The sequence below is a fragment of the Nitrospirae bacterium YQR-1 genome (assembly GCA_039908095.1).
Taxonomy (GTDB): domain Bacteria; phylum Nitrospirota; class Thermodesulfovibrionia; order Thermodesulfovibrionales; family Magnetobacteriaceae; genus Magnetomonas.
This window is the reverse complement of record JAMOBJ010000006.1, coordinates 62,083-83,340: the sequence shown is the minus strand read 5'-3', so window position 1 is coordinate 83,340 and position 21,258 is coordinate 62,083. Positions and strand designations below refer to the sequence as shown.

The window sequence follows — 21,258 nt, the reverse complement described above, 5'->3', positions numbered from 1 at the left end:
CAGTCCTTCTATGGCGTAAACCTTGCAATACAAAAGCCGTATTTTTCTTCCGATACTTTAAGAACCTCAAACCTGGGATCTGATTTTATATGGAGAAAGCTTTTGTAGTGTTTAACGGCAAAACAATCTTTTAAGGCTATAATACAAGGGGCGGGAAGCCGTTTTATCAGATACTCAAACTCAACATAACCCATATGGCCGGCACTGTCAAGGACAACAAAGTCCGGCTTATAAGAAAACTCGGAGAGACATTTTCCGAGTAAGTCATCAGGGAGGTCCGGGAAATCGGTTTCTTTAAAATACATCTCAACCCGCTCATTTTCCTCGTAGTCAACAAATATACCGGTGTATTGGAGGTGTTTAACAAATTTATCATCAATTTCGTCTTTAGATGGAACGATATTTCTGGGTACAGAGAGGCCGTTTAACAACCTGACCTTACCTATGAGGCCGTTGCCGGTAAGATTTGAAACAGCGGCTTTGTGGTGTTGCGGGTTTACCTCTATGGAATAAAATATGGCATCATCATGGCCATAGTCTCTGAGAGCCGACGTGATAATTGTAGTTGAACCAAGGCCCTGATACGTGCCTGTTTCAATGATTCTCAGGGGACGGAATTTTTGAAATATTTCCTGTACAGACAGGGCCAGGTCTGAGGTGCTCTCAGCGCCTGACATCCCCTGTGCGGCATCGTTAGTTCCTGTTATAATAATGTTTCCGGGTATGTTGGGAGTTGAAAACCAGATGTTACTCGCAAGCAAGGCAATACCGTGAAACGGCAGCATCAAAGCAGGGTTATGGGTAACTGTCAACGGCCCCAAAGAATCCACCCTGTCGTGTGTAAACACCTCGTCAATAGTGTTGTATGTCGGCTCTGAAACCCCTGCACCAAAGGTGTACTCGCCAGGCTTGACTGTAAATTGCAATTCAATGCAAACAACAAAAGATGCTCCTCGCTGCATATCCGGAAGGCGCATTCCTATTTGTCTGGGGCCGCCGCCGAAGATGAAATTTCCCATTCTGTCAAACAGTGTGACAGCTACATTTAAGTCTGATACCGGTTCTTTAACCCTAATCAGAAAGTTAAACATAAGAGAGCTCATCATATCCACGGCAAATGTATCAAGACCGTCCTTGTTGGTAACTCTGAGAGCGGCGATTTCCGCACCACCGCCTGTGCCGTGCCGTGGGGTTCCCTCAGGGATAACATTGCCGGCGATGATTTCCTCAGGGCTCATAAGTCCATGCGTTGAGGGTGATACTGTGTCGGCGGTTAGTTTTTTATTGGAACGTTTCGGGTCAAAGTACCCGGCATAGCGGCTTATCGCCTCAACAGCCGGCCCAATGTAGTCCACCTCTCCGTTTTTGAGCAACACAGCCCTGCTGCAGAGCTTTCTTATCGCCTCGAGGTCATGTGATACAAACAGGCAAGTTGTCCCCCCGCCTATTATATCGCTTATGGTATTAAAACACTTTTGCTGGAAAAAGATATCTCCCACACCCAGAGCCTCATCTACAACCAGGATATCCGGTTTAACATTAACGGCACAAGCAAAGGCCACCCGTATATACATACCGCTTGAGTATATCTTCATAGGCTGGTCTATAAATTCCCCGATGTCCGCATATTTCTCAATAGTCTCCATGCGCTCATCCATTTCCTCTTTGGTAAATCCCATGAGGGCGCCGTTCATATAGACGTTGGCACGGCCTGAAAATTCAGGATTAAAGCCGGCTCCGAGTTCCAGTAACGCAGAAATCCTGCCATTGGCTATGACCTGTCCCCCGGTCGGCCTTATGATGCTGCAGATAATCTGAAGCAGTGTACTTTTCCCTGAACCGTTTCTGCCCAGTATCCCCACTGCCTCACCCTTGTCAACATCAAAGGTGACATTTCTGAGGGACCAAAACTCGTGGTGGTATTTTTTCCCTTTAGGATGAAACAGCTCCTTAAGCCGATCCCTGGGAGATGAAAATATTCTGTATTTTTTGCTGACATTGTCAACAGTGATCGATTTATTCAAGTGCTGTATTCCTATAACAATTCGGCAAAATCAAGCTTGAGACGTTTAAAGACAAGTGCTCCTGCAATGCCGACTATGAAACTGGTGGTTCCCACAATAAGAAAACCTTTCCAGTGGGGATGGTCAATGCCAAGAAGCGCCAGACGATAGCCGTCAACGACATAATACATGGGGTTAAGTTTAAGAAAAAACTGCAAATTAGCCGGAGCCATGGACGATTCATACACAATCGGGGTATAAAAAAACCAAAGGTTGATAAACACTGTGATGATCTGCCCGATATCCCTGACATAAACATTAATGCTTGAAATGAGCCAACTGATTCCAAGTGAGGCGAGACTCAGAAAAAAAAGATAAACCGGAAGATATAAAATAAGCAGGGTGAGGCGTTTTTCAAAGATAAGGACAGCGATAATAATTATGGCACCCATGATAAGATGGTTGACAAGATTAGACAACACAACGCTTAGGGGCAGCAGCTCAGACGGAAAAAGGCTTTTGGTGATAAGGTTTTTATTTTCACTAAGAATCCCTATTGAGCGGTTAAGGTTTTCGGAAAAAAACAACCACGGGCTTAAACCACAAAGCAGCCACAAAACAAAGCTCCCTGAACCTGCACCGGCTCCCAGTCGCACTCTCATGACAAAGGAAAACACAAAGGTATAAGTAATAACAGTAACAATTGGTTGAATAACCGCCCAGAAAAACCCTATGAAGGACCCCGTGTAGCGGCTTTTGATATCCCTTACAACAAGACACCACAGCATATATCTGTTATTTATTACATCCGCTATAAACCTCTTAGCCGGTGCAACTATAAATTCCCTTTTATCAGACATAATAATATATACAGATTTCTAATGAAAAACCTGTCTTATATTTTTTACAGAATCCATCAATGAATATCATATCACATCCGGAATAAAAAATAAAAGAATGGCTTTCCACCCGAAATCCGATATAGAAAAACCTGTAGCCCGTTAAAAGTGGTTTTTGAGCAGAAAATTCAGATCACAGCAGATTATCCATTTTTTCTACTATAAAAAGTTTATTTTTTCATCAACAATACTAAAATCAATATGGATTTTTATCATTTTATATGTTTTTGAACATGACTCTCCCTGTATTTTCTTTTTTCCATCTTTCCCATAGCTTTTTTTAGCCACTACATAACAGGCTATATTCAAAAGTTTTCCTCCGTATCTCTTAAAATATACCAAGTTGTTTTATTCCAACTGCTAATTTCAGAATTACCTGTCCTGCATGACTCACTATCCGCCCTGCTACCTGTATCATCTTCCACCTTAATGTACTTATCGTGTGTTTAGACCAGCTCTCCGGACATGTCTTCATTTTAAAACCCACAAAGAGATTGTACGCTATCACTCCTATTCTGAAAAATATCGCATTTGCATTGCACTGACCGCATGGCATCTGTTCCATACCAAATCCAATCTTTAGCTCTTTGTTTAAATTCTCCGATTCCCCACCAGGAAATTCTATTCAGAAGAGCATTTTGTGTCATTGCAAGACCTGACCCCTTTGTCTGCTTTAAATTAATCCTGCACCAGTTAGTCTTTTCCGTATTTTCTCACTGACCTCAAGTATGCTAACAGTAAAAGGCAAATAGAGGACTCCGCTGATATCGGAAGGAATTTCGATATCCCCCTCCTTATATAGGATAACAACATTTTCACGGCCTAATACACCCATAAACCAGCCTAACTCCATAATCACATTTTGACGAGCTCTCCATTTCTTCTCGGTACTATCTAAACCTTGAGGGATAACATCATCAGGGGTCAGAAGAACGAAAGCAAATCTACATGTTTTGGCATAAAACTCAAATTTTTCTACTATGGTGAGTCCTCTGTCATCCTGTTCATGAAGGATTATCGAATTGAGGCCTAACTCTGATAAAAAGCTCTTTAATTCGTACTTATTTGCCTCATTGTGTCCGTGGACAATAAAAATCATATTCCCTTGTTTTTTCTTATTCTCGAAGAAAGCAACACCTTTCGGAGTAATAGTAACACAAATTTTATTTTCTTTATCCATGTTGAGTCTAATTAATTTATTTTCGCTTTCTAAAAATGAAAGTGCAGCAGTATATAATTTATCCTGTTCTTGAATGGAGCTACAATCAAGAATTGGATCCAATTTCTTATGCAAACGATCATGCCAATCATTAATATTTATGCCGATCATTCTAAGAAATAAAGCATCATCTATGGGCATAGACGATGTATCGGCTAATGTGATTCGGGAATAAATATCTGCTAAGGCTTCATTAATTATCTTATTGACCAAGTGATCCGTTGTATTCATTTGCTATCCTTTTTATTTAAATTCATAAATTGATCTAACTGTCATTGACAATAAATTAACCTGTCCCTCATTTTTCCCTTAAATACTTTCGAAATTACAGTCGTCATTTAATTTCCTTTTTTTAGCACACCAAGTATAATTTTATCTGTAATGCCAGATAAAGGGGACAGCTCCTAAAATCTCCATAAGCAACATTACACATAAAACCTTGTTGGTCTAAACTACGATTCTAAGCTTAATTATAAAAGATTACTATGTGGAATTGCCATGATTTCCTCTCCATAAATAATTTCCATTAAGTCATGAGAAATCTCTTTCTATAATTTGCATGATAAATTATTTACCAGACTTGTGGTTTTGTCAAAAAAGCGAATCGTAATGCAGCAATTCTCGGTGAGGCTTAAAAAGCATTGAAGCAATTAGTGGGATATTCTGTTTTTAGGTTCTATAACGTTTAGAGTGTGTAGAAAAAAAAGAAGCAGTCCCTGTCGCTTAAAAAGAGTAGCCTTCAATTAGCTAAAAATGTCAAATTTTCCTTCTGAAAATTGCTCCACATTGTTACGCCCCTGCGGGTGACGTTTTTAACCTTTCGGCTGTGGAAAATGTATGAGACGGGGAGGGCCGTGGGGAAGGGACCCCAAACCCCGCTATCCAATTTGTCAAAAAAGCAACATATTTAAAGAATAATGTTATAACCAAACAATTCAAAGAAGAAAGTAAAAACACTATAGGGTATAATCTACAATATTTATGGATATTTTAAACAACACCTCAACCCCAACTTAACTGAGGACGAATTTGCTTTAGGGAATCCACCACATACCGGAGGCGCTAATAATCACAGGGATAAATGTATATCATTTAAAGATGATGGCAGTTACACAGAATCTGAGAAGTATAGTGGATTATAAAAATCCTGACTTCATCACTTGAGAGAGCTAACATATTGAAATAAAAGAAAAAAGCGAAAAAGCAGGGCACTACAGCGCTTTTGCCATAGACAAAAACAGTTACGGTCCTAATACAAAATCTATACTATCGTTCGTCTCTCATTGATGAATACAAACAGATAGCCTGAAAATGGATCAAGATTTAAAGACCGCTCCACAGGTAATGATAACCCGTTTATTGACTTGCGCATATCTGTACTCCCTGAGGCCAAATACACCCGAATATTTGAGCTCCTTTAATACATCATAGCCCCTCCAATGCCCTCAAAAGTTTCTGTAAGACCAGAGGATTAAAATTATCTTGTACCTCTATCCGATACTTTGAACCTATATGCAGATTGAGAGATAGGCATACACTCTCTTTATTTTGCTCCGCCACTATTCGTACTTGATGAAATACAGGCTCTAATGAAGACCAGCTCAGTTTCCCTTTCCAAAATCCAAATGATTTTAACCCCAAATTATGCCCTCTACAGTATTACGCCTGTGTTACTCCGCTGTTACTCCATGCATTAACATGTTCACTCCAAAATTGTTGTGACAACTCTTTCGTTTGTCTCTTTGTCTTGTTTGCCATACCGTGCCCCCTCTTTTTTCGCTCAAGTATGACACCTCTACTTAATTTTTTGTAAGATGGGGTTAACTTGACGCTTACTTTGCTGTTGTGTACAGCGACTAATCGGGCTTACCATGTTCCGCTAAAATTGCATGCTGATGGGTTAGCTTCTGCCTATACACCGATGGGTTTCATGTCCGTGTAACATTATTTGGGAGAATGCCAACCACCCATTCACCTTTTGGTCGAAGCCTCTCAGCATCTTTGGCTTTCAGGAGTCACGGCGTTTACGGCAGTTCACTTATGTTAAGCATACCATCTGAAGCTTAGCACCCTACTGATTGATGCTATCAGTTGTTCCTCCTCTCCTCACGGGTTGGAGTTAACGGGTTACATTGTCGTCCGGGCTTCAAACAGATGCGTTACCACCTCTGCTTGCCAGACTAAGCTACCTGCTACGGAAAACAGGGTGAAGTCCTTATTTTATAAAGCTTTAAGGTAATTAAAGCGACTTCATGTCGCACCCCAAAAACTCCCTCAGTTCATCCAGTGAATTGGCTTTCTTTATAAGATTTTTAAACTCTTCCAATTTATCTACAGTATCTATGGCTCTAATCATATTCATTAGCTCAAGCCCAACTAAACCAAATTTGAGCTCAAGTCCTAATTCAATGCCTTCAAGTAACCCATCACGCTTACCCTCAAGTAATCCTTTCAGTTCACCTTCAAGTAACCCTTCTTGTTTCCCAGCCATTTTACCTCTAAGTTCACCATCAAACAATCCCCTCTCTACCCCAGCATATTAAGATGGCGCAGCCTGAAGTTTACTCCAAGCTCACGGGCAATCTCCCTACATCGTGCAACGTCTGTCCCCGGGGCGTCAACAACAGACACGGTGACATCAGGAATGTGTTTTTTGGCTTGACGTATAAAATCCAAAACACCCTCGTAAGCGTTTTCAACGGACGGTACACAGAGCCTGTTGTAGGTCTCCTCATCCTGAGCATTGAGGCTTATCGAGATTCTGTCAACCAGACCTGATAGTTCAACAACTATGTTGCGTTTGTGGATTATGTTACCGAGCCCGTTTGTGTTAATCCGTACCCTGCCGCCACGATCCTTTATGTACCTTGCCACTGTTTTGACATTCTCCAGTTTAAGAAGCGGCTCGCCATAACCGCAAAATACAACTTCATCGAATTTTGCCGGATCCCCCATGGCACATACCAACTCCTCCGCCGAGGGGTCATGCTCAAGGCTCAGATTATGCCCCTTTACCGTGGCATTTACGGTTCTCCGGCAAAACGTGCAGTGGTTTGTGCAGGAATTAGTCATATTGAGATAAAGCGAATCCCTTATTTGATAGGCGATTTTACCGTCATGTGAAGGCTTATTAAGGCCAAACAGATTTTGAGCGTTTAGCGTGGTGATTCTGTCAACATCCTCTACTGAGATTCCTCTTAGGCCGGCTATCCTCGCGGCAGTGTGAATTATATAGGCAGGCTCGTTTCTCTTACCTCTGTACGGAACAGGGGCTAAGTATGGCGCATCGGTCTCTATAAGCAGATAGTTGTCACTTACAGCATTTACGGTTTTTTCAACATCAGGATTATTTTTAAATGTCACAGTACCGGAAAATGAAACATAAAATCCCATCGAGGTTACCTCTTTGGCGATTTCAGCATTCGCCGTAAAGCAGTGCAAAACCCCCCTTGCCACTTTGTGCTCCTTAAGCATCCCGATGGTGTCCTCTGAGGCTTCACGGCTGTGAATTATTAAAGGCAGCCCTGTCTCTTCAGCCAGCTCCATCTGCATGGCAAAAGCCTGCCGCTGCACATCTTTGGGGCTGTGGTTGTGGTAGTAATCAAGGCCTGTCTCACCAATTGCCACACACTTTTGATGTTTACACAGTGACCGCAGCTTTTCATATACTGAGGCGCTTAAGTCCTTAGCCTCATGGGGATGAATTCCAACTGTAAACCGGACATTTTCATAAAGTTCGGCAATAGCCCTGCTTCTTTCATTGCTTGCAACATCTGAGGCAATCGTTATGAGTGTCGTTACAGAGGCCTCGGCCGCCCTTTTTACCACCTCATCAACAACACCCTCAAAGGGCGGCATCTCAAGGTGGCAATGGGTATCTATCATAGGTTTGCCTCCGATACGGCAGGGTTTTCGTCATCGTGTTTTATAACATCATGGGCTTTTATAATCATAAGCGCTATAAATGCCATTACAATTCCGATAAGTATGGTCGTTATCGCTATGGCCAAGTAGGAGGGAGTGTTGTTAATGACATTTAACACTCTCTCGTATTTTTCATGTGGCAGCCCCGACAGAATTCCGCTTAGTACGCTGTTTGAAAAATTGTACAAGGCATTTGTCTCTGAAATACTCTCCATTGCACGGCTAAACAGTACATTTACCACAGATATGGTGACAGCTGATGTAAGGAGGGTTAAATAGACTGAAAAGGCGGCATTTAGGTTATGTTTTACCAGTTTTATACTTTCCTTTATTGCGGTGAAAGAGTGCATGTCGCTCTTTATTATCGCAACATATGTAAACATAAAAAAGAAACTGACAAGTATTGCCGGAACAATAAGCAGCATTGCTCCAACAACAAAAAGAATACCAAAGAGAGTTCCGGAAAACAGCAGTGAATAAAATTTTTTTACAACCGCCACAATTGCTGCCAAATAGCCGAAGGTTCCCTTTTCAATAACATCACGTGCCATTACAAGAGTCAGGGCATGAACAAACATCTGTATATAAAAGTTCACAAATGATATTGTAACAAATTTCTCGACAAGTTCTTTAAGCAGAGTCAAGTCCTGAGTACTTGCCTGCTGTGCGGCTAATTTCGTTATTCCCGGCCCCAGATACTTATATGTGAACATGGATAAGATCAGAGAGGATATTATCGTCGGGGTAATTATTAATGAGTTTTTCCTTATTGCAAGGAAAGAGTCCTTGGCAAGGGGTATGAAATCAATATTTTTAGCCACTTGGTAATAATAACATATTTTTATCATAAAAGAGCACAGCTAAGTGCAGGAGCTGTTTAATAAACCTTTAATGAAATAAATTAAAATTATTTTTTATAAACAACACCGCCCGCTCATAATCCTTAAATTTTCTTTCTGTCTCTTTAAATTCCCTGAAGTGTGCGGAGCGTCTGTTGTTTTCCACCCTTACGCCGATATCGGCATGAAGCATTTCATGGTAAATAATATACTCCACAAGGTATTGCGGAATAACAGGTTTATCAAGTACCGGATTTATGGAAATAACACCGTCCTTAGAATTATAACTTCCGAGCCGCCGCCTTTTGGCTATACCCTGTGATGTGCGCTTTGCCCACGTTATGGCACAGCTGATGCTCCCCTGAAAATACGTGCTGTTAAGAGCATCAAACACTTCCCGCAAATTATGAAAATTACCCCTTGTAATAATTGTTCTTTTACGGTTTACAGAAGGAGCTTTTATAGAGCCGGCATTATCGTTTATAAATTTCTTTATAACAACTGCTTTTTTTTTCTTGTTTGTTGCAATCAGGGCGATTTCTTTGATTACACCGTCCGGGGCGCCCAGAAACATTCTGTGCGCTCTTACCACAACAGTTTTGCTTATAGTGTTTATTGTAAGCAGACTTGATGAGTTATCGGTTATGGTAAGATTAACCGGCATGGACGTGGTCTTTTCAAGACAGCTCTTTAATCTGTTAAAACTATCAATCTCTACCGGTATGCCGTCAAACATAGTAATCTAAATTCTGAACCATGATTTATCTAAGTTCTGGTGTTACCACTTAAGCTCTCTGTTGATTAGCTTGTTGTAAAATTTCTTTGTCACAAAGAGGCGTTCATGTATTTCATCGTCATAGTATTTGGTTTCAATCTCAAAAGGCCGTCTCATTTGCCGCGGGTTGAGGCCGTTTGTGGAAACAGCAAAAGCCCACCAGTTGCCCGGATAGGTAGCTATGCATTGGGTGTAAAGATCTACCACTGGAAAGACTCTTTTAAGGTTTTCCTGCATTTCAATTACAATGTCCTTGTGGAAGTGAAGCGATTCCGTGTGAGTGACAAACATGCCGTCTGAGTTCATCGAGCTTTTCACGTTTTCAAAAAACTCCTTCGTAAACAGCGTTCTTGCAAAACCTATGACATCTGTGGAATCAACTATCGTAATATCTATATTTTTAACACTTCTGACAAACTCAGCACCATCCATAACTCTTATCTCTACCTTTGGATCATCCACAGAGGAGGACACCTCAGGGAAAAACTCTTTGGAAACTCTGATAACCGCCTCATCTATTTCAACAAAATAGACTTTCTCCACACTCTTGTGTTTAAGCACCTCTTTCACCACACCCCCATCGCCCCCGCCTATTACAACCACCCTCTTAGGGTCAGGGTGGGAGTGCATCACTACCTGAGTCAAAATCTCATGGTAAAACAACTCATCCCGCTCTGTAATCTGCACAATGCCGTCAAGCAAAAGCATACGGCCGAAAAATGGATTCTCTATTACCGTCAGTTCCTGAAATTTGCTCTTTTCCTTGTGCAGAATCCTCTGCACCTCATATGTGTGGGCTATCGGTGAGTATGGTTCCTGCTCGATAAATTTTATCATTTTAAATGTTACCTCCTTTTATCTATATAATAACAGTACTTGGAATAGCACAGCCGTTAAATTCCGACGCATAGGAAACCGTATATGCCCCTGCGGAAAGTACAAGTATCACATCCCCGGGCTCAGGCTCATTTAGATACACGTTTTTATCTATAACATCAAAACTGTCACAACTGGGGCCGGCAAGTACCCATTGCTGCTTAGCGGCGGTATGTGCAGCCGTTTCAACAATATAACTGTACTTAATCCCTCCTATGCTCTCCATTAGCCCGTTAAACACACCGGCATCTATATAAAGCCATTTTTCGTTTAGTCTCTGCGCCTTCCCCGTCACCCTTGATACCATAATGCCTGCATCCCCTACCATAGAGCGTCCAGGTTCCAGATAAATCTCCACATCCGCACTAAATCTTTGCCTGATAATAGTATCTATATTCTGCTCAATTTTTTCAACCCCCGGAACGTCCCTCGTGTACTTTATCGGATAACCGCCCCCGATATTAAGCACACTGAGCACAATCCCTGCCGCAGAGGCCATATCAAAGACATGCCCCGCCTTATCTACCGCTATATTCCAGTTGTATATGTTATTACACTGCGACCCCACATGAAAAGTGACTCCCACAGGGTTTAGGCCATAGTCTGCGGACATTTTAATCAGAGAAAAAACCTCTTCTATTTCCACTCCAAATTTTCTGCTTAGCGGCCACTCACTGCCCTCATTGGGAACTGACAACCGCATATAGACACTGCTGCCCGGAGCCAGCGCCGACATTTTTTTAACCTCAGCAGGTGAATCCAGAGAAAACAACCTTATGCCATAGTTGTAAGCGGCTGTTATAAAATCAGGAATCTTAACCGGATTGCTTGATATTATCCTCTGAGGGGCCACACCAAGGGCCGCCAGCATGTTTAACTCCCCCATCGAGGATATCTCAAAACCCACACCGGTACGCTCCAGAAAACCCAAAACCTCTGTGGAAGGGTTAGCCTTAACGGCATAAAAAACCTTAGAGTTGTTTATCCCCCTGCCGATACTAACTACATTTCTTCTCAGTTTATCACCATCTATTACAAGTACCGGTGTTTTCACTTCAACAGAGTCAATGTAGTTCAGAGTTTTTAGAAATGTCGTCTTATCTACAAGCTTTGCCAGTGATTCGTCTATATTAAATGTCTTAACCATATTTTAATCAAACAAAGCAGTTACAAAGTCCTTAGGGATAAAATCCTGGCAATCATTGATTCCCTCTCCAACCCCTATAAGACGTATTGGAATATTCAGTTCCTTTTTAATTGCCAGCACAATGCCGCCCTTTGAAGTGCCGTCCATCTTGGTCAGCGCTATACCGGTAACACCTACGGCCTCATTAAAGAGCTTTGCTTGCGCAAGTGCATTTTGGCCGGTTGTAGCGTCAACAACAAGAAGAGTCTCATGAGGGGCGCCCTTGATGGATTTTCCTATTACTCTTTTGATTTTCTTAAGCTCTTCCATCAAGTGTGTTTTAGTGTGCAGCCTCCCGGCAGTGTCCACGATAACCAGGTCAATGTCTCTGGCCTTGGCAGCCTCAACAGCGTCAAAAGCCACAGCGGCAGGGTCTGAGCCGTGTTGGTGTTTTACAATTGAGGCCCCTGAGCGTGCCGCCCAAATATCCAGCTGCTCTATGGCCGCCGCCCTGAAAGTATCTGCTGCCGCAAGCATGACCGAGTGCCCTTGCGCTATTACCCTGGAGGCAAGTTTGCCTATTGTTGTGGTTTTACCCACTCCGTTTACTCCCAGACAAAACACTACAAACGGCCTCTCGCTGTATAAGACAAAGGGCTGTGGAAGCCCCAGTATGGAGCTCATCACTGCCTTTAAATAGTCCTTTATATCGTCTGCTTTTTTTATTTTTCCAGCTTTAAATTCCTGTTGCAGCCCCTCTATTATCTCCGTTGTCGCATTCACCCCTATATCGGAGGTAAAGAGTATCTCTTCAAAAGCCTCTATTGTTTCAGTTGTTACAGCCTTGCCTGAAAAAAGCGTCTCAACGTCCATAAAAAGAGTTTCTCTGGTCTTTTTTAAACCGGACTTAAGTGTATCAACAAATCCCATGACGTCCTCCTAATAAGAAACTCAATATAAATCCTTGTTTTTTATGTTTTTTTACCTGTTATTGCCGTCTGCAAGCGGCAATTCAGTCATTTCCCCTGCATCCCTCAATGGCTGAAAATTTCTTACCGGATTTAACTTCATAAACATATCTTAGCTCCTTAACACCGCCTCAATATCCTCACTGTTTATGCCTTTGAGCACTTTTACCGTGCCAATCTTTTCGGGCAGCACAAATTTCAGCTTACCGCTTTCCGCCTTTTTATCGTAATTCATAGCGTCAAGCAGCGCTTTGACGCTAATTTTGTTTGAGTCAATTGAAACCGGTAGCCCATAACTCTCTATTAAGTCCATAATATCATATGATTGCTTTTCATCAAAAATACCCAATTTAACAGACAGCTTACTCTCCATATTCATACCAATTGCCACAGCCTCTCCGTGCAGATACGTTCTGTAGCCGGTAACCGACTCTATGGCATGTCCGATGGTATGCCCAAAGTTTAATATCTCCCGCAGCCCCGTCTCTCTCTCATCAAGAGACACAACCTCGGCTTTTATCCGGCACGAGCGGCTTATAATGTGTGAAATAGCAGTGTATTCTTTGGCAAGAATCTGTTCCCTGTGGTTTACTAAATAATAAAAAAAATCTCTGTCTTTGATTACTCCGTATTTAATTACCTCGCCTATGCCGCTTATGGTTTCACGTATGGGAAGGCTCTGCAAAGTATCAGTATCTATAACAACAAGGCGAGGCTGATAAAAAGTGCCTATCATATTTTTGCCGATGGGATGGTTCACTCCGGTTTTACCGCCGACAGAGCTGTCAACCTGAGAAAGAAGTGTTGTCGGCAACGAAATATAGTCGATGCCCCTCATATAGACGGATGCTGCAAAGCCGGTCATATCCCCGACCACGCCGCCCCCAAGGGCAACAAGTGCCGACTTCCTGTCAAGCCCGCCCCTGAGCAATTCGCTTAAAATGTAGGAAACCCAACTGATGTCCTTATACTCCTCACCATCAGGAATAAGAACGCAGCCTGTGTCAAAGCCGGCCTCATCAAGTGAATTGATAACCCCTGCACCGTAAATCGAAAAAACGGTGGGATTACTTATCACGAAAATCTTCCGCCCTAACCTCAGTTGTGACGCCAGCCTGCCCACATTGTCTATGACACCACTGCCTATTATAATCTCATAGCTTCTCGGCCCTAAATCTAAACACAGGCTTTCCATAGGTCTCAACACACCGTTTTCCAGTACTCTGTTATCTCCTGTGCTATTACCACAGGGCTTTTACCATCCGTTTCAACTGCTATATCTGCACTGCGATAACAAGCACTCCGCTGTGCAAGTAGTTCCTTTATTCTCTCATATGGATTTTCAACTTTAAGGAGAGGCCTGTCTGTGGTGCCTTTAGTGCGCTGAAGGATAGTCTCGGGTGTTGCCATAAGGCAGACGATAAGACCGTTTTGTCTTAAACAGGCTATATTTTCTTCCCTCAGCACAATTCCTCCGCCGGTTGATATGACTAGCCCACCTTTAGCTGAAACCTTTTTGGCCATTTCAGTCTCTTTGTCCCTGAAGGCAAGTTCGCCATATTCTTTAAATATGTCACAGATGGACAATGCGTTTTCCGTCTCTATCTCCTCATCAATATCCACAAGCTTCATGCCCAGTTCTTTGGCAAGAATTCTACCTACGGTGGTCTTACCGGTTCCCATAAAGCCGGTCAATACAATGTTTTTCACTCTGTCCTCCGAGATAGTGGTATCACCAATAAATCATAATCACTCATTATAAATACACCTCTTAACACGGTGTGTCTTACACCCCTGCTTTGACAAGATGTTTTTTCAGGCCACACCTTCCCTGATGGCAGAGGCTGGGGAAAGATGTCATAAGAAGTCTTACCCCCCACTCTACTCTTCCCCCGCAAGGGGGGGAGGGGAGCCGGGTTTTCTCTAAGATATTCCTTATAATATGCCATAAAGCCTGAACCACACGCTTACGGCAGCGTTACAATAGTTCCGCCCTCACCTACCGCTACAAACTTACCGTTGCCAAAAGCTATCTGATTGAGTGTATTGTAAGTTGGCGAGGTTTTAACCGTCCATGTGCTGCCATCTGTGGAGGTCAGTAGAATACCATTTGTACCTACTGCGTAATATGTATTGTTACCATAGGAAATACCGTTTAAGTTTTGCTGAATTCCACTGCTGCGTGCTGTCCACGTGGTGCCGTCTGATGAGGTCAGTATAGTGCCGTTTTCACCCACTATTAAGAAAATTCCTCCGGCATAAGTTATATCATAAAGTGCGTTGTTTGTGCCTGTGGACTGAGTGGTCCATGTCGTACCGTTTGTGGTGGTTAGAAGTGTGCCGTATTCGCCTACTACATAAAATGTGCCGTTTGCATAGGTTATGTTGTAAAGATTATTAGAGGTGACATTGCTAGATAACGACCATGTTGTACCATCGGCTGAGGTAAGTATGTTTCCGTTTGCACCCACTGCTATAAAAGTGCTGTTGACGTAAGCCGCCCCATAGAGATTACCCAAAGTAGCACTACGGTTGACGGTAATCCAGCTTAAAGAAGAAGAGGAGGAGGCAATAGTAGCTTGTGAGCCTACCACAATAAAGGGATTATACCCATAGGCAACTCCATAGAAGTTAGCTATATTAGAAGTGCCCGTACTGTTATCGAGACACTCACCTGTTTGGTACCATGTATCACCGTCTGTTGATATAAGTATAGTGTTTCTGTCTGTTGTAGCACCGTTGCAGCTGACCTGAGACTGCCAGTCGCCGACTACTACAAAATTACTGTACTTAAAAGTGTCATATTTAACGCCATTTAACGCATACGATAATCCTGAGCTTTGCAGCGTGCCTGTGGCATTATCAGGGAGCACTGTTGTTGTTGTAGTGTTGTCTGAGCCTGAGGAAGTTGTCGTCGTTGTGGAAGACGTTGTAACACTTGTGGTACCTGCGGTTGTAGTGGTTTCAGTGGATGAGCTGCCTGAAGATGTGCCGCTTGTTGTGCTTTCACCGGCTCCGCCTCCACACCCTCCTCCTAAGGAAACCAACAACGCCAGCATTACCAGATATGCTAATAACCTCTTATTCCTAACCATAAAGTCACCTCTTTACACAAATTTTATTAGTCTGATTAATATTTCTGATTCTTTTTCATAAACTAAAAATCTCTTACATATTCCATATACTTTTTAAAGTTCCCAATTGTCTCATCCATAGTATCGCCCCCAAACTTTGTAAGCAACAGGCCGGCAATAGTTGTAGCCATCACAGCCTCGGCTATAACCGAGCAAGCCGGCACGGCACAAACATCAGAGCGTTCATATGTGGCCTCTATGGGAATTTTTGTTTCTATATCCACGGATTTAAGGGCTCTTCGCTGAGTCGGAATCGGCTTCATCGCAGCCCTTATAAGAATCGGCATACCGTTAGACATGCCTCCCTCTATGCCTCCGCAATTATTGGTCTTCCTTACAAATCCACTGCTCTTTTCATAATATATTTCATCCATAACATCTGAGCCTGGATGTAGCGCCATGTCAAAACCACTGCCGGTCTCCACCCCTTTTACAGCCTGAATCGTCATAACAGCTTGCGCTAAAAGGCCGTCAATCTTTCTGTCCCATTGTACGTGGCTTCCCAACCCTACCGGCACATTAACTGCAAACACTTCAAATATCCCGCCCAGAGTATCTCCCCGCTCTGTGGCCACCTGTATTGCGCTAACCATACGTTGGCCGTCTTCCTGATAGGGACATCTGACCTCTGAGCCTTCCGCTCTCTGATGAAGCCGCTCTAATGCTCCAGGGTCGTTATAAGCCTCTGAAGAGCGCTTACCAACCCCGCCTATGTTTATCACAAAGCTCCCTGTTTTAATTCCAAATTGTCCTATAAACTTTTTACACAGAGCGCCGACGGCTACCCTCATCGCAGTCTCCCGTGCCGATGATCTCTCAAGAACATTTCTTACATCTTTAAAACCATACTTTATCGCACCACAGAGGTCAGCGTGTCCCGGACGTGGCCTGGTTACCGCCGCAATACCGCCGTTTTGCAAGGGCTCAGCAGACATACCTGCCACCCAGTTTTTCCAGTCACGGTTGTCTATTTTTAACGTTATGGGCGAGCCCAGTGTTTTGCCCCATCTGACCCCTGAGAGAAACTCCACACTGTCGCTTTCTATTTTCATCCTGCCACCCCTGCCATACCCCAGTTGGCGCCTCTTTAAATCCAGATTTATATCTTCAGCCTCTATGGAAAGGTTTGACGGCATACCCTCTACTATTGCAACAAGAGCCTTACCGTGAGACTCGCCGCCTGAAAGTATTCTTAAGTGGGGCATTTATTTATAAAATTCCCTGTGCATTTTTATAAAATATATAAGTCCAGCCGCCTGCCCGTTTTATAACACAAACATTTAAGGGTGGGCAACAGCTGAACTTATTATGATTTAACCTGTTGCACCATCATCTGCATCTCTGTTGAGAATCCGGGGGGTTATAAAAATCAGATATTCACTGTTGTTTTTAGTTACTGAATCGCTCTTAAATAACCAGCCTAATACGGGAATATCCTTAAACCACTTTGTGCCTTCCTCAGATTCCTTTATATCTTGCTTGAATATGCCGCCTAAAACCAGTGTTTCCCCATTTTTTATGAGTACCTTTGTATCCTCGGAAATCTTCTTTGTACGCGGAGCCTCGCTTCCACCGATTGTTGTCATACTGACATAATCCTCTTTGGTTATGTTCACAGCCATTATGATTGAATTGTCCGGTGTTACCTGCGGCGTAACTGAAATACTTACAGTGACATCCTTAAAAGCTGCTGATACTACGCTTGAACCTCCGGAGGTGGATATCTGCGGGTAAGGAATGCTCTCTCCCTGCGATATTGTTGCCTTTTGGTTATCCATCGTCAGAACTCTGGGGCTGGTCAGTATTTTCCCCTTATCAGCCGACTCAAGGGCTTGCAGCTTAAGGTCAAGGCCCAGGGTGCCAAGGGCGTTGAGGAATCCCAAAACAATACTGCTGCTTGTGCCTCCCACTGCGGTTGGTAAATCCGCAAGGTACGTAGAGCCGGTTAAACTGCCCTGCCCTGCAACACCGGTACCTAATTTCCACCCCTGCGATGAATCATATTTTTGGTATCCACCCCAACTGACCCCTATAGTGTCCACCACGTTATTTGAAACTTCCACAATCCTTGCCTCTATTAGTACCTGCGCTGTGGGCTGGTCAAGACGCTTTATCATCTTATCTATTTCATTCATCACCTTCTGCAGGTCTCTTACTATCAAGGAACCTGTCCTTGCATCCGATGTTATACTTCCCCTGGGTGATAACATATTACTGTCTTTGTTTTGAAGAAATGCCTTAACATCATCAACTTTTGCATAGTTTATATGAAAAATCTTTGTCACCAGGTCCTCGATAGCCTCTTTGGTAACCTTCAGGTCAGACTCTGCTCTTGCAGCATCCAGTTCCCGTTTCTTTTCATTATCAAGGGTTGTCCGCGTGGCAATTCTTATTATATTACCGTTGACGTCACAGCCAAGAGCCGGGGAGTTCGTTTTCAGTATAAGCTCCATAACCTGGTACCAGAGGGCATCTTTTACCTGCATGGTGGTTGTCCCTTTCACGTCTGAATCAACCACAATATTACAGCCGCTTTCTTGAGAAAGAAGCTTAAACACAGAGACAATATCTGCATTCTGGAAATCCAGAACCAGAGTGTTCTGTGAGCCACAGGGGAGGCTTTTACCGCAGGAACTCACTGTAGCTTTCTGATCGTCGGAGACCTGTTCAACATACTTAGTCATTGCATCAGGGCTGGTTTTCCCTGAGCTTTTAGCCTCACTCCCTTCCACTGCCTTTGAAGGTACAGCTAAGGAGCTCTTTGCCGCGTCTTCCACCATATCAACTGTCGTTAATGACACGGTTAAGGTGTCAACTCCTGTCAACACCTTTGAACTTGTACCCTTATCAAGATCCATCACAATACGGACTCCGCCGTTTCTGATGTTCCATTTAAAACCCTTTACAGGGGCGGCAACCTTATCGGGCGCGGCGGCTGCCAACGTAACTCCGGCAAGATCCATAACAAGATGGTCATCGTATTTCGAGACATCCGGGACCAGCTTGCCGTCGCCCTTGATAATCACATTTACCGTGTCCTTATCCCGTTTAAACTGTACGCCCGTTATAGCGGCGGCTTTTTTACCGGCGGAAGCACCCTGCTCTGAACTTACTTTCTCTATTAGGCCGTCAAAATCCGCTGCATCACCTGCCGCCCTGTCTGAGCCGGTCTGTTTTGTCATATTTACCGTCAGTACGTCACCGCTGATAAAGTGAGTTGTCTCAAACGGTGCGGCCATGGATATCTCAGCGATTGTGGAAACAACCGGCAGTGTCTTTGCTTGAAACTTTATTTCTGTTATTCCCTCTTTCTTAGACATAAGGCGGTCTGTAAAATGCCCGGGCTGCACTCCCTTTAATTCAACAAATATTTTAAAAGGGTCTCCGTCACGTGTTACGGCATAGTCAAACCCCTCAGTAACTGTAAATCTGACGGCATAATCGTAAATATCAACAGTTTTGAGCACTTTGCCGCCGGCATCGGTCTCCCCCGGCACATGTTCTCTTACACCCTGCCTAGACGTACAGCCATTCAGTGCAGACATAATTAATAACAATAAAATAAGCGATAAAAAAACTCTCACTTTTCTTAGCGGTAAATTCATATTCTTCACTTTACCTCCCTCACGCTATAGCTCTGAAACAGTATAAACATCTAAAACACATATGAGACCCTCCGTGGCCCTAAAGCCGGCTGCCTTTTTTCTTATGTTTTTTAAGTGGTTTCCTTGTGGTTTTTGCTTTAACCGGATGTTTGGCCGAATCCACGGTAACATTTAAATCAAGTCTTAGTTTGCCGTTTTCCGAGGTTATATTGGCCTTTCTTATCGTCTTTACGCTTCCGTTAAGACCGGTCAGCGTTATATTTAAATCTTTTATTACTATCTGGCGGCCTGTTGTTTCCTCTGTATCAGTTGCTGCTTTATTGCTCTGCGGGTTGTATATCCTGATAGTGTTGTCAATGACTGTCTTTTCAAGGTTATGTGTCCGCAGTATCAGATCAAGTGCCTTTTGCCAGGACATATCCTTTAGTTTTATCGTTATCTTACCGGCTACACCCGGGTCTAACACAATGTTTGCCCCGCTTACTTCAGATATAAGCCTTATTATGGAGACCACATCTGCATCTTTAAAATCAAGTGATATGAGATGGTCCTTAAAGTCAGGCGCTTTGGCGACGGCTGTCTCAGGCGTAGATTTCTGAAGCAAATCATCTGTCAGCTTTTTTGTGCTCCGGATGTCTTCCATCTTACTCTGAGCCGAGAGCCTTACCGAGAGGCCTTTGTTATGCAGTTGCACATCATACTTAACCTTATCGGCTAAATCAAGTACAATCCTTACTTTATCTTTATGCTGTCCCCATCTTATTCCAGTCAGCGGACTTTGCACCCTTACCTGAGCCATCGGAAACAGCTGCACTGACGGTATATCAACAACAATACGCCCCTCAAGGCTAAACACATCCGGAACCAGAGGGCCGTCTCCTGCTATCTCCACAACAGAGGTGTCATCAGTTTGTTTAAACTCTATACCGGTTATGAACTTACCCATTGTGCCGGAGTCAATCGTTTTCATACTCTCCTCGGCACGCAATAGTTTCATTTTAAGGATGTTACCTTCCTGTAACGGCTCAATGGTAAAGGCTGAATCAGAAGTTATCTCCAAATTGCTGCTCTCTGAGACGGTTACATTGTCCGCAGTGCCGCTTACGGCAATCACCACCGCAGGCGTTCCCTGCCCTGAGGAGAGTGTTTTACCGTCAAACCCCTCGGCACTGACCCCCTGCAGAAACACACCGTGTGTTAAACGGCTGTCTGAGTGCAAAATCTCATAGTTAAACGGCTCCACGGCTTCCACTTTTATATTAAATCCGGAAATCTCTATATTGGTTATTTTGTTAAGAGCGCCGGAGGCGGCACTCTCAGAGTCTTTCTTAACAGACGTACAATTGCAAAGCAATAGAAGGATGAGACCGGCTAAGACAGCGTTTCCTCTTCCCGTCACTCCTCCTCCTCTTTTCTTAGCCTGATTTTAGTAGTAATCGGTACCGGCTTCCCGTATGGATCTGTGCTTTCCTCTGTAATTATAAAATTATCAGAGTTAATTTTTGACACTATGCCACCATTTGGCCCTATCGGCGTTCCTTCCCTTATTACAAAGGACTTTCCGCCGGTAATAGTAACCAATGCGTATTTGCCCTGAGGGTCCGAGAGTATACCTGAGAGCTGTATTGAGCCTAAATCAACAAGCTCAAGCGGAGAGAGCACTCTCCTCTTTTTACCCTCTTTAGTCTCAGTACGTTTCCTTTTATTTAAGTCAATTATAGACATGAAGGGGTCACGCCTTCCCATTGCGTTGTATGGATAGATTACAGGTTTAGGGATTCTGGCAACAGGAGCCGGCGGCACCTCTTCTGGAGGGTTCTCAGCAAACAGCGCACCTTCAGAGGCAAACAATGCCGCCAATACCATCAGTGGTGCTATAAAAGCAGGCTT

General features: G+C 43.4%; 20 protein-coding genes. All 20 read right to left on the bottom strand.

Going from position 1 to position 21,258, the window contains the following annotated elements; translation table 11 throughout:
• Window positions 1-8: 8 nt before the first annotated feature.
• The 20 genes from H7844_05285 to H7844_05190 all read right to left on the bottom strand — a co-directional run bounded on the left by H7844_05285 (window position 9) and on the right by H7844_05190 (window position 21,234).
• On the bottom strand, window positions 9-2,024 hold the full coding sequence (locus H7844_05285; GenBank protein ID MEO5356696.1) for an ATP-binding cassette domain-containing protein: 2,016 nt from the start codon (window positions 2,022-2,024) through the stop codon (window positions 9-11).
• Window positions 2,025-2,035: 11 nt separating this feature from the next.
• The gene (locus tag H7844_05280; protein MEO5356695.1) at window positions 2,036-2,863 is read right to left on the bottom strand and encodes an ABC transporter permease; all 828 of its coding nucleotides are present in this window, start codon (window positions 2,861-2,863) and stop codon (window positions 2,036-2,038) included.
• 198 nt (window positions 2,864-3,061) lie between these two features.
• The gene (locus H7844_05275) at window positions 3,062-3,211 is read right to left on the bottom strand and encodes a hypothetical protein (GenBank protein ID MEO5356694.1); all 150 of its coding nucleotides are present in this window, start codon (window positions 3,209-3,211) and stop codon (window positions 3,062-3,064) included.
• A 19-nt stretch (window positions 3,212-3,230) separates the two neighbouring features.
• Complete coding sequence (locus H7844_05270; protein ID MEO5356693.1) at window positions 3,231-3,467, bottom strand: transposase; 237 nt, start codon at window positions 3,465-3,467, stop codon at window positions 3,231-3,233.
• A gap of 108 nt (window positions 3,468-3,575) precedes the next feature.
• A complete protein-coding gene (locus H7844_05265; GenBank protein ID MEO5356692.1) occupies window positions 3,576-4,352 on the bottom strand; it encodes a nucleotide-binding protein in 777 nt (258 codons plus the stop codon).
• Window positions 4,353-5,382: 1,030 nt separating this feature from the next.
• Window positions 5,383-5,493 (bottom strand): transposase, encoded by a 111-nt coding sequence (locus H7844_05260; GenBank protein MEO5356691.1) that lies wholly within the window; start codon window positions 5,491-5,493, stop codon window positions 5,383-5,385.
• Between the two features lie 867 nt (window positions 5,494-6,360).
• Window positions 6,361-6,612 (bottom strand): hypothetical protein, encoded by a 252-nt coding sequence (locus tag H7844_05255; GenBank protein MEO5356690.1) that lies wholly within the window; start codon window positions 6,610-6,612, stop codon window positions 6,361-6,363.
• 35 nt (window positions 6,613-6,647) lie between these two features.
• Entirely contained in the window at window positions 6,648-8,006 is a 1,359-nt protein-coding gene (locus tag H7844_05250; protein MEO5356689.1) for a YchF/TatD family DNA exonuclease, read from the bottom strand.
• Window positions 8,003-8,893, bottom strand: a complete 891-nt coding sequence (locus H7844_05245) for a hypothetical protein (GenBank protein MEO5356688.1) — start codon at window positions 8,891-8,893, stop codon at window positions 8,003-8,005. Before H7844_05245 ends, H7844_05250 begins: the two co-directional genes overlap by 4 nt.
• Before the next feature lie 40 nt (window positions 8,894-8,933).
• Window positions 8,934-9,620: a SprT-like domain-containing protein gene (locus tag H7844_05240; protein MEO5356687.1), complete on the bottom strand. Its 687-nt coding sequence runs from the start codon at window positions 9,618-9,620 to the stop codon at window positions 8,934-8,936.
• Between the two features lie 42 nt (window positions 9,621-9,662).
• Window positions 9,663-10,496 carry a polyamine aminopropyltransferase gene (speE, locus tag H7844_05235; GenBank protein MEO5356686.1) on the bottom strand — a complete coding sequence of 278 codons (834 nt, stop codon included), beginning with the start codon at window positions 10,494-10,496 and terminating at the stop codon, window positions 9,663-9,665.
• A gap of 22 nt (window positions 10,497-10,518) precedes the next feature.
• Window positions 10,519-11,682, bottom strand: a complete 1,164-nt coding sequence (locus tag H7844_05230; GenBank protein ID MEO5356685.1) for a type III PLP-dependent enzyme — start codon at window positions 11,680-11,682, stop codon at window positions 10,519-10,521.
• Between the two features lie 3 nt (window positions 11,683-11,685).
• A complete protein-coding gene (gene ftsY, locus H7844_05225; GenBank protein MEO5356684.1) occupies window positions 11,686-12,591 on the bottom strand; it encodes a signal recognition particle-docking protein FtsY in 906 nt (301 codons plus the stop codon).
• Between the two features lie 150 nt (window positions 12,592-12,741).
• Window positions 12,742-13,824 (bottom strand): 3-dehydroquinate synthase, encoded by a 1,083-nt coding sequence (gene aroB / locus H7844_05220; GenBank protein ID MEO5356683.1) that lies wholly within the window; start codon window positions 13,822-13,824, stop codon window positions 12,742-12,744.
• A 5-nt stretch (window positions 13,825-13,829) separates the two neighbouring features.
• Window positions 13,830-14,339, bottom strand: a complete 510-nt coding sequence (locus tag H7844_05215; GenBank protein MEO5356682.1) for a shikimate kinase — start codon at window positions 14,337-14,339, stop codon at window positions 13,830-13,832.
• Between the two features lie 257 nt (window positions 14,340-14,596).
• Window positions 14,597-15,724 (bottom strand): hypothetical protein, encoded by a 1,128-nt coding sequence (locus H7844_05210; GenBank protein ID MEO5356681.1) that lies wholly within the window; start codon window positions 15,722-15,724, stop codon window positions 14,597-14,599.
• A gap of 62 nt (window positions 15,725-15,786) precedes the next feature.
• Window positions 15,787-16,968, bottom strand: a complete 1,182-nt coding sequence (gene aroC, locus H7844_05205; GenBank protein ID MEO5356680.1) for a chorismate synthase — start codon at window positions 16,966-16,968, stop codon at window positions 15,787-15,789.
• Between the two features lie 108 nt (window positions 16,969-17,076).
• Window positions 17,077-19,368, bottom strand: a complete 2,292-nt coding sequence (pilQ, locus tag H7844_05200; protein ID MEO5356679.1) for a type IV pilus secretin PilQ — start codon at window positions 19,366-19,368, stop codon at window positions 17,077-17,079.
• Between the two features lie 79 nt (window positions 19,369-19,447).
• Window positions 19,448-20,767 carry an AMIN domain-containing protein gene (locus tag H7844_05195; protein MEO5356678.1) on the bottom strand — a complete coding sequence of 440 codons (1,320 nt, stop codon included), beginning with the start codon at window positions 20,765-20,767 and terminating at the stop codon, window positions 19,448-19,450.
• Window positions 20,764-21,234 carry a pilus assembly protein PilP gene (locus H7844_05190; GenBank protein MEO5356677.1) on the bottom strand — a complete coding sequence of 157 codons (471 nt, stop codon included), beginning with the start codon at window positions 21,232-21,234 and terminating at the stop codon, window positions 20,764-20,766. The genes H7844_05195 and H7844_05190 overlap by 4 nt, the downstream gene beginning before the upstream one ends.
• Window positions 21,235-21,258: the final 24 nt, after the last annotated feature.

Bases quoted from the DNA above. Each gene is read 5' to 3' on its own strand.
- H7844_05280 (MEO5356695.1), bottom strand. From the start codon at position 2,863: ATGTCTGATAAAAGGGAATTTATAGTTGCACCGGCTAAGAGGTTTATA.
- H7844_05270 (MEO5356693.1), bottom strand. From the start codon at position 3,467: ATGGAACAGATGCCATGCGGTCAGTGCAATGCAAATGCGATATTTTTC.
- H7844_05265 (MEO5356692.1), bottom strand. From the start codon at position 4,352: ATGAATACAACGGATCACTTGGTCAATAAGATAATTAATGAAGCCTTA.
- H7844_05260 (MEO5356691.1), bottom strand. From the start codon at position 5,493: ATGCGCAAGTCAATAAACGGGTTATCATTACCTGTGGAGCGGTCTTTA.
- H7844_05255 (MEO5356690.1), bottom strand. From the start codon at position 6,612: ATGGCTGGGAAACAAGAAGGGTTACTTGAAGGTGAACTGAAAGGATTA.
- H7844_05250 (MEO5356689.1), bottom strand. From the start codon at position 8,006: ATGATAGATACCCATTGCCACCTTGAGATGCCGCCCTTTGAGGGTGTT.
- H7844_05245 (MEO5356688.1), bottom strand. From the start codon at position 8,893: ATGATAAAAATATGTTATTATTACCAAGTGGCTAAAAATATTGATTTC.
- H7844_05240 (MEO5356687.1), bottom strand. From the start codon at position 9,620: ATGTTTGACGGCATACCGGTAGAGATTGATAGTTTTAACAGATTAAAG.
- speE (MEO5356686.1), bottom strand. From the start codon at position 10,496: ATGATAAAATTTATCGAGCAGGAACCATACTCACCGATAGCCCACACA.
- H7844_05230 (MEO5356685.1), bottom strand. From the start codon at position 11,682: ATGGTTAAGACATTTAATATAGACGAATCACTGGCAAAGCTTGTAGAT.
- ftsY (MEO5356684.1), bottom strand. From the start codon at position 12,591: ATGGGATTTGTTGATACACTTAAGTCCGGTTTAAAAAAGACCAGAGAA.
- aroB (MEO5356683.1), bottom strand. From the start codon at position 13,824: ATGGAAAGCCTGTGTTTAGATTTAGGGCCGAGAAGCTATGAGATTATA.
- H7844_05210 (MEO5356681.1), bottom strand. From the start codon at position 15,724: ATGGTTAGGAATAAGAGGTTATTAGCATATCTGGTAATGCTGGCGTTG.
- aroC (MEO5356680.1), bottom strand. From the start codon at position 16,968: ATGCCCCACTTAAGAATACTTTCAGGCGGCGAGTCTCACGGTAAGGCT.
- pilQ (MEO5356679.1), bottom strand. From the start codon at position 19,368: ATGAATTTACCGCTAAGAAAAGTGAGAGTTTTTTTATCGCTTATTTTA.
- H7844_05190 (MEO5356677.1), bottom strand. From the start codon at position 21,234: ATGGTATTGGCGGCATTGTTTGCCTCTGAAGGTGCGCTGTTTGCTGAG.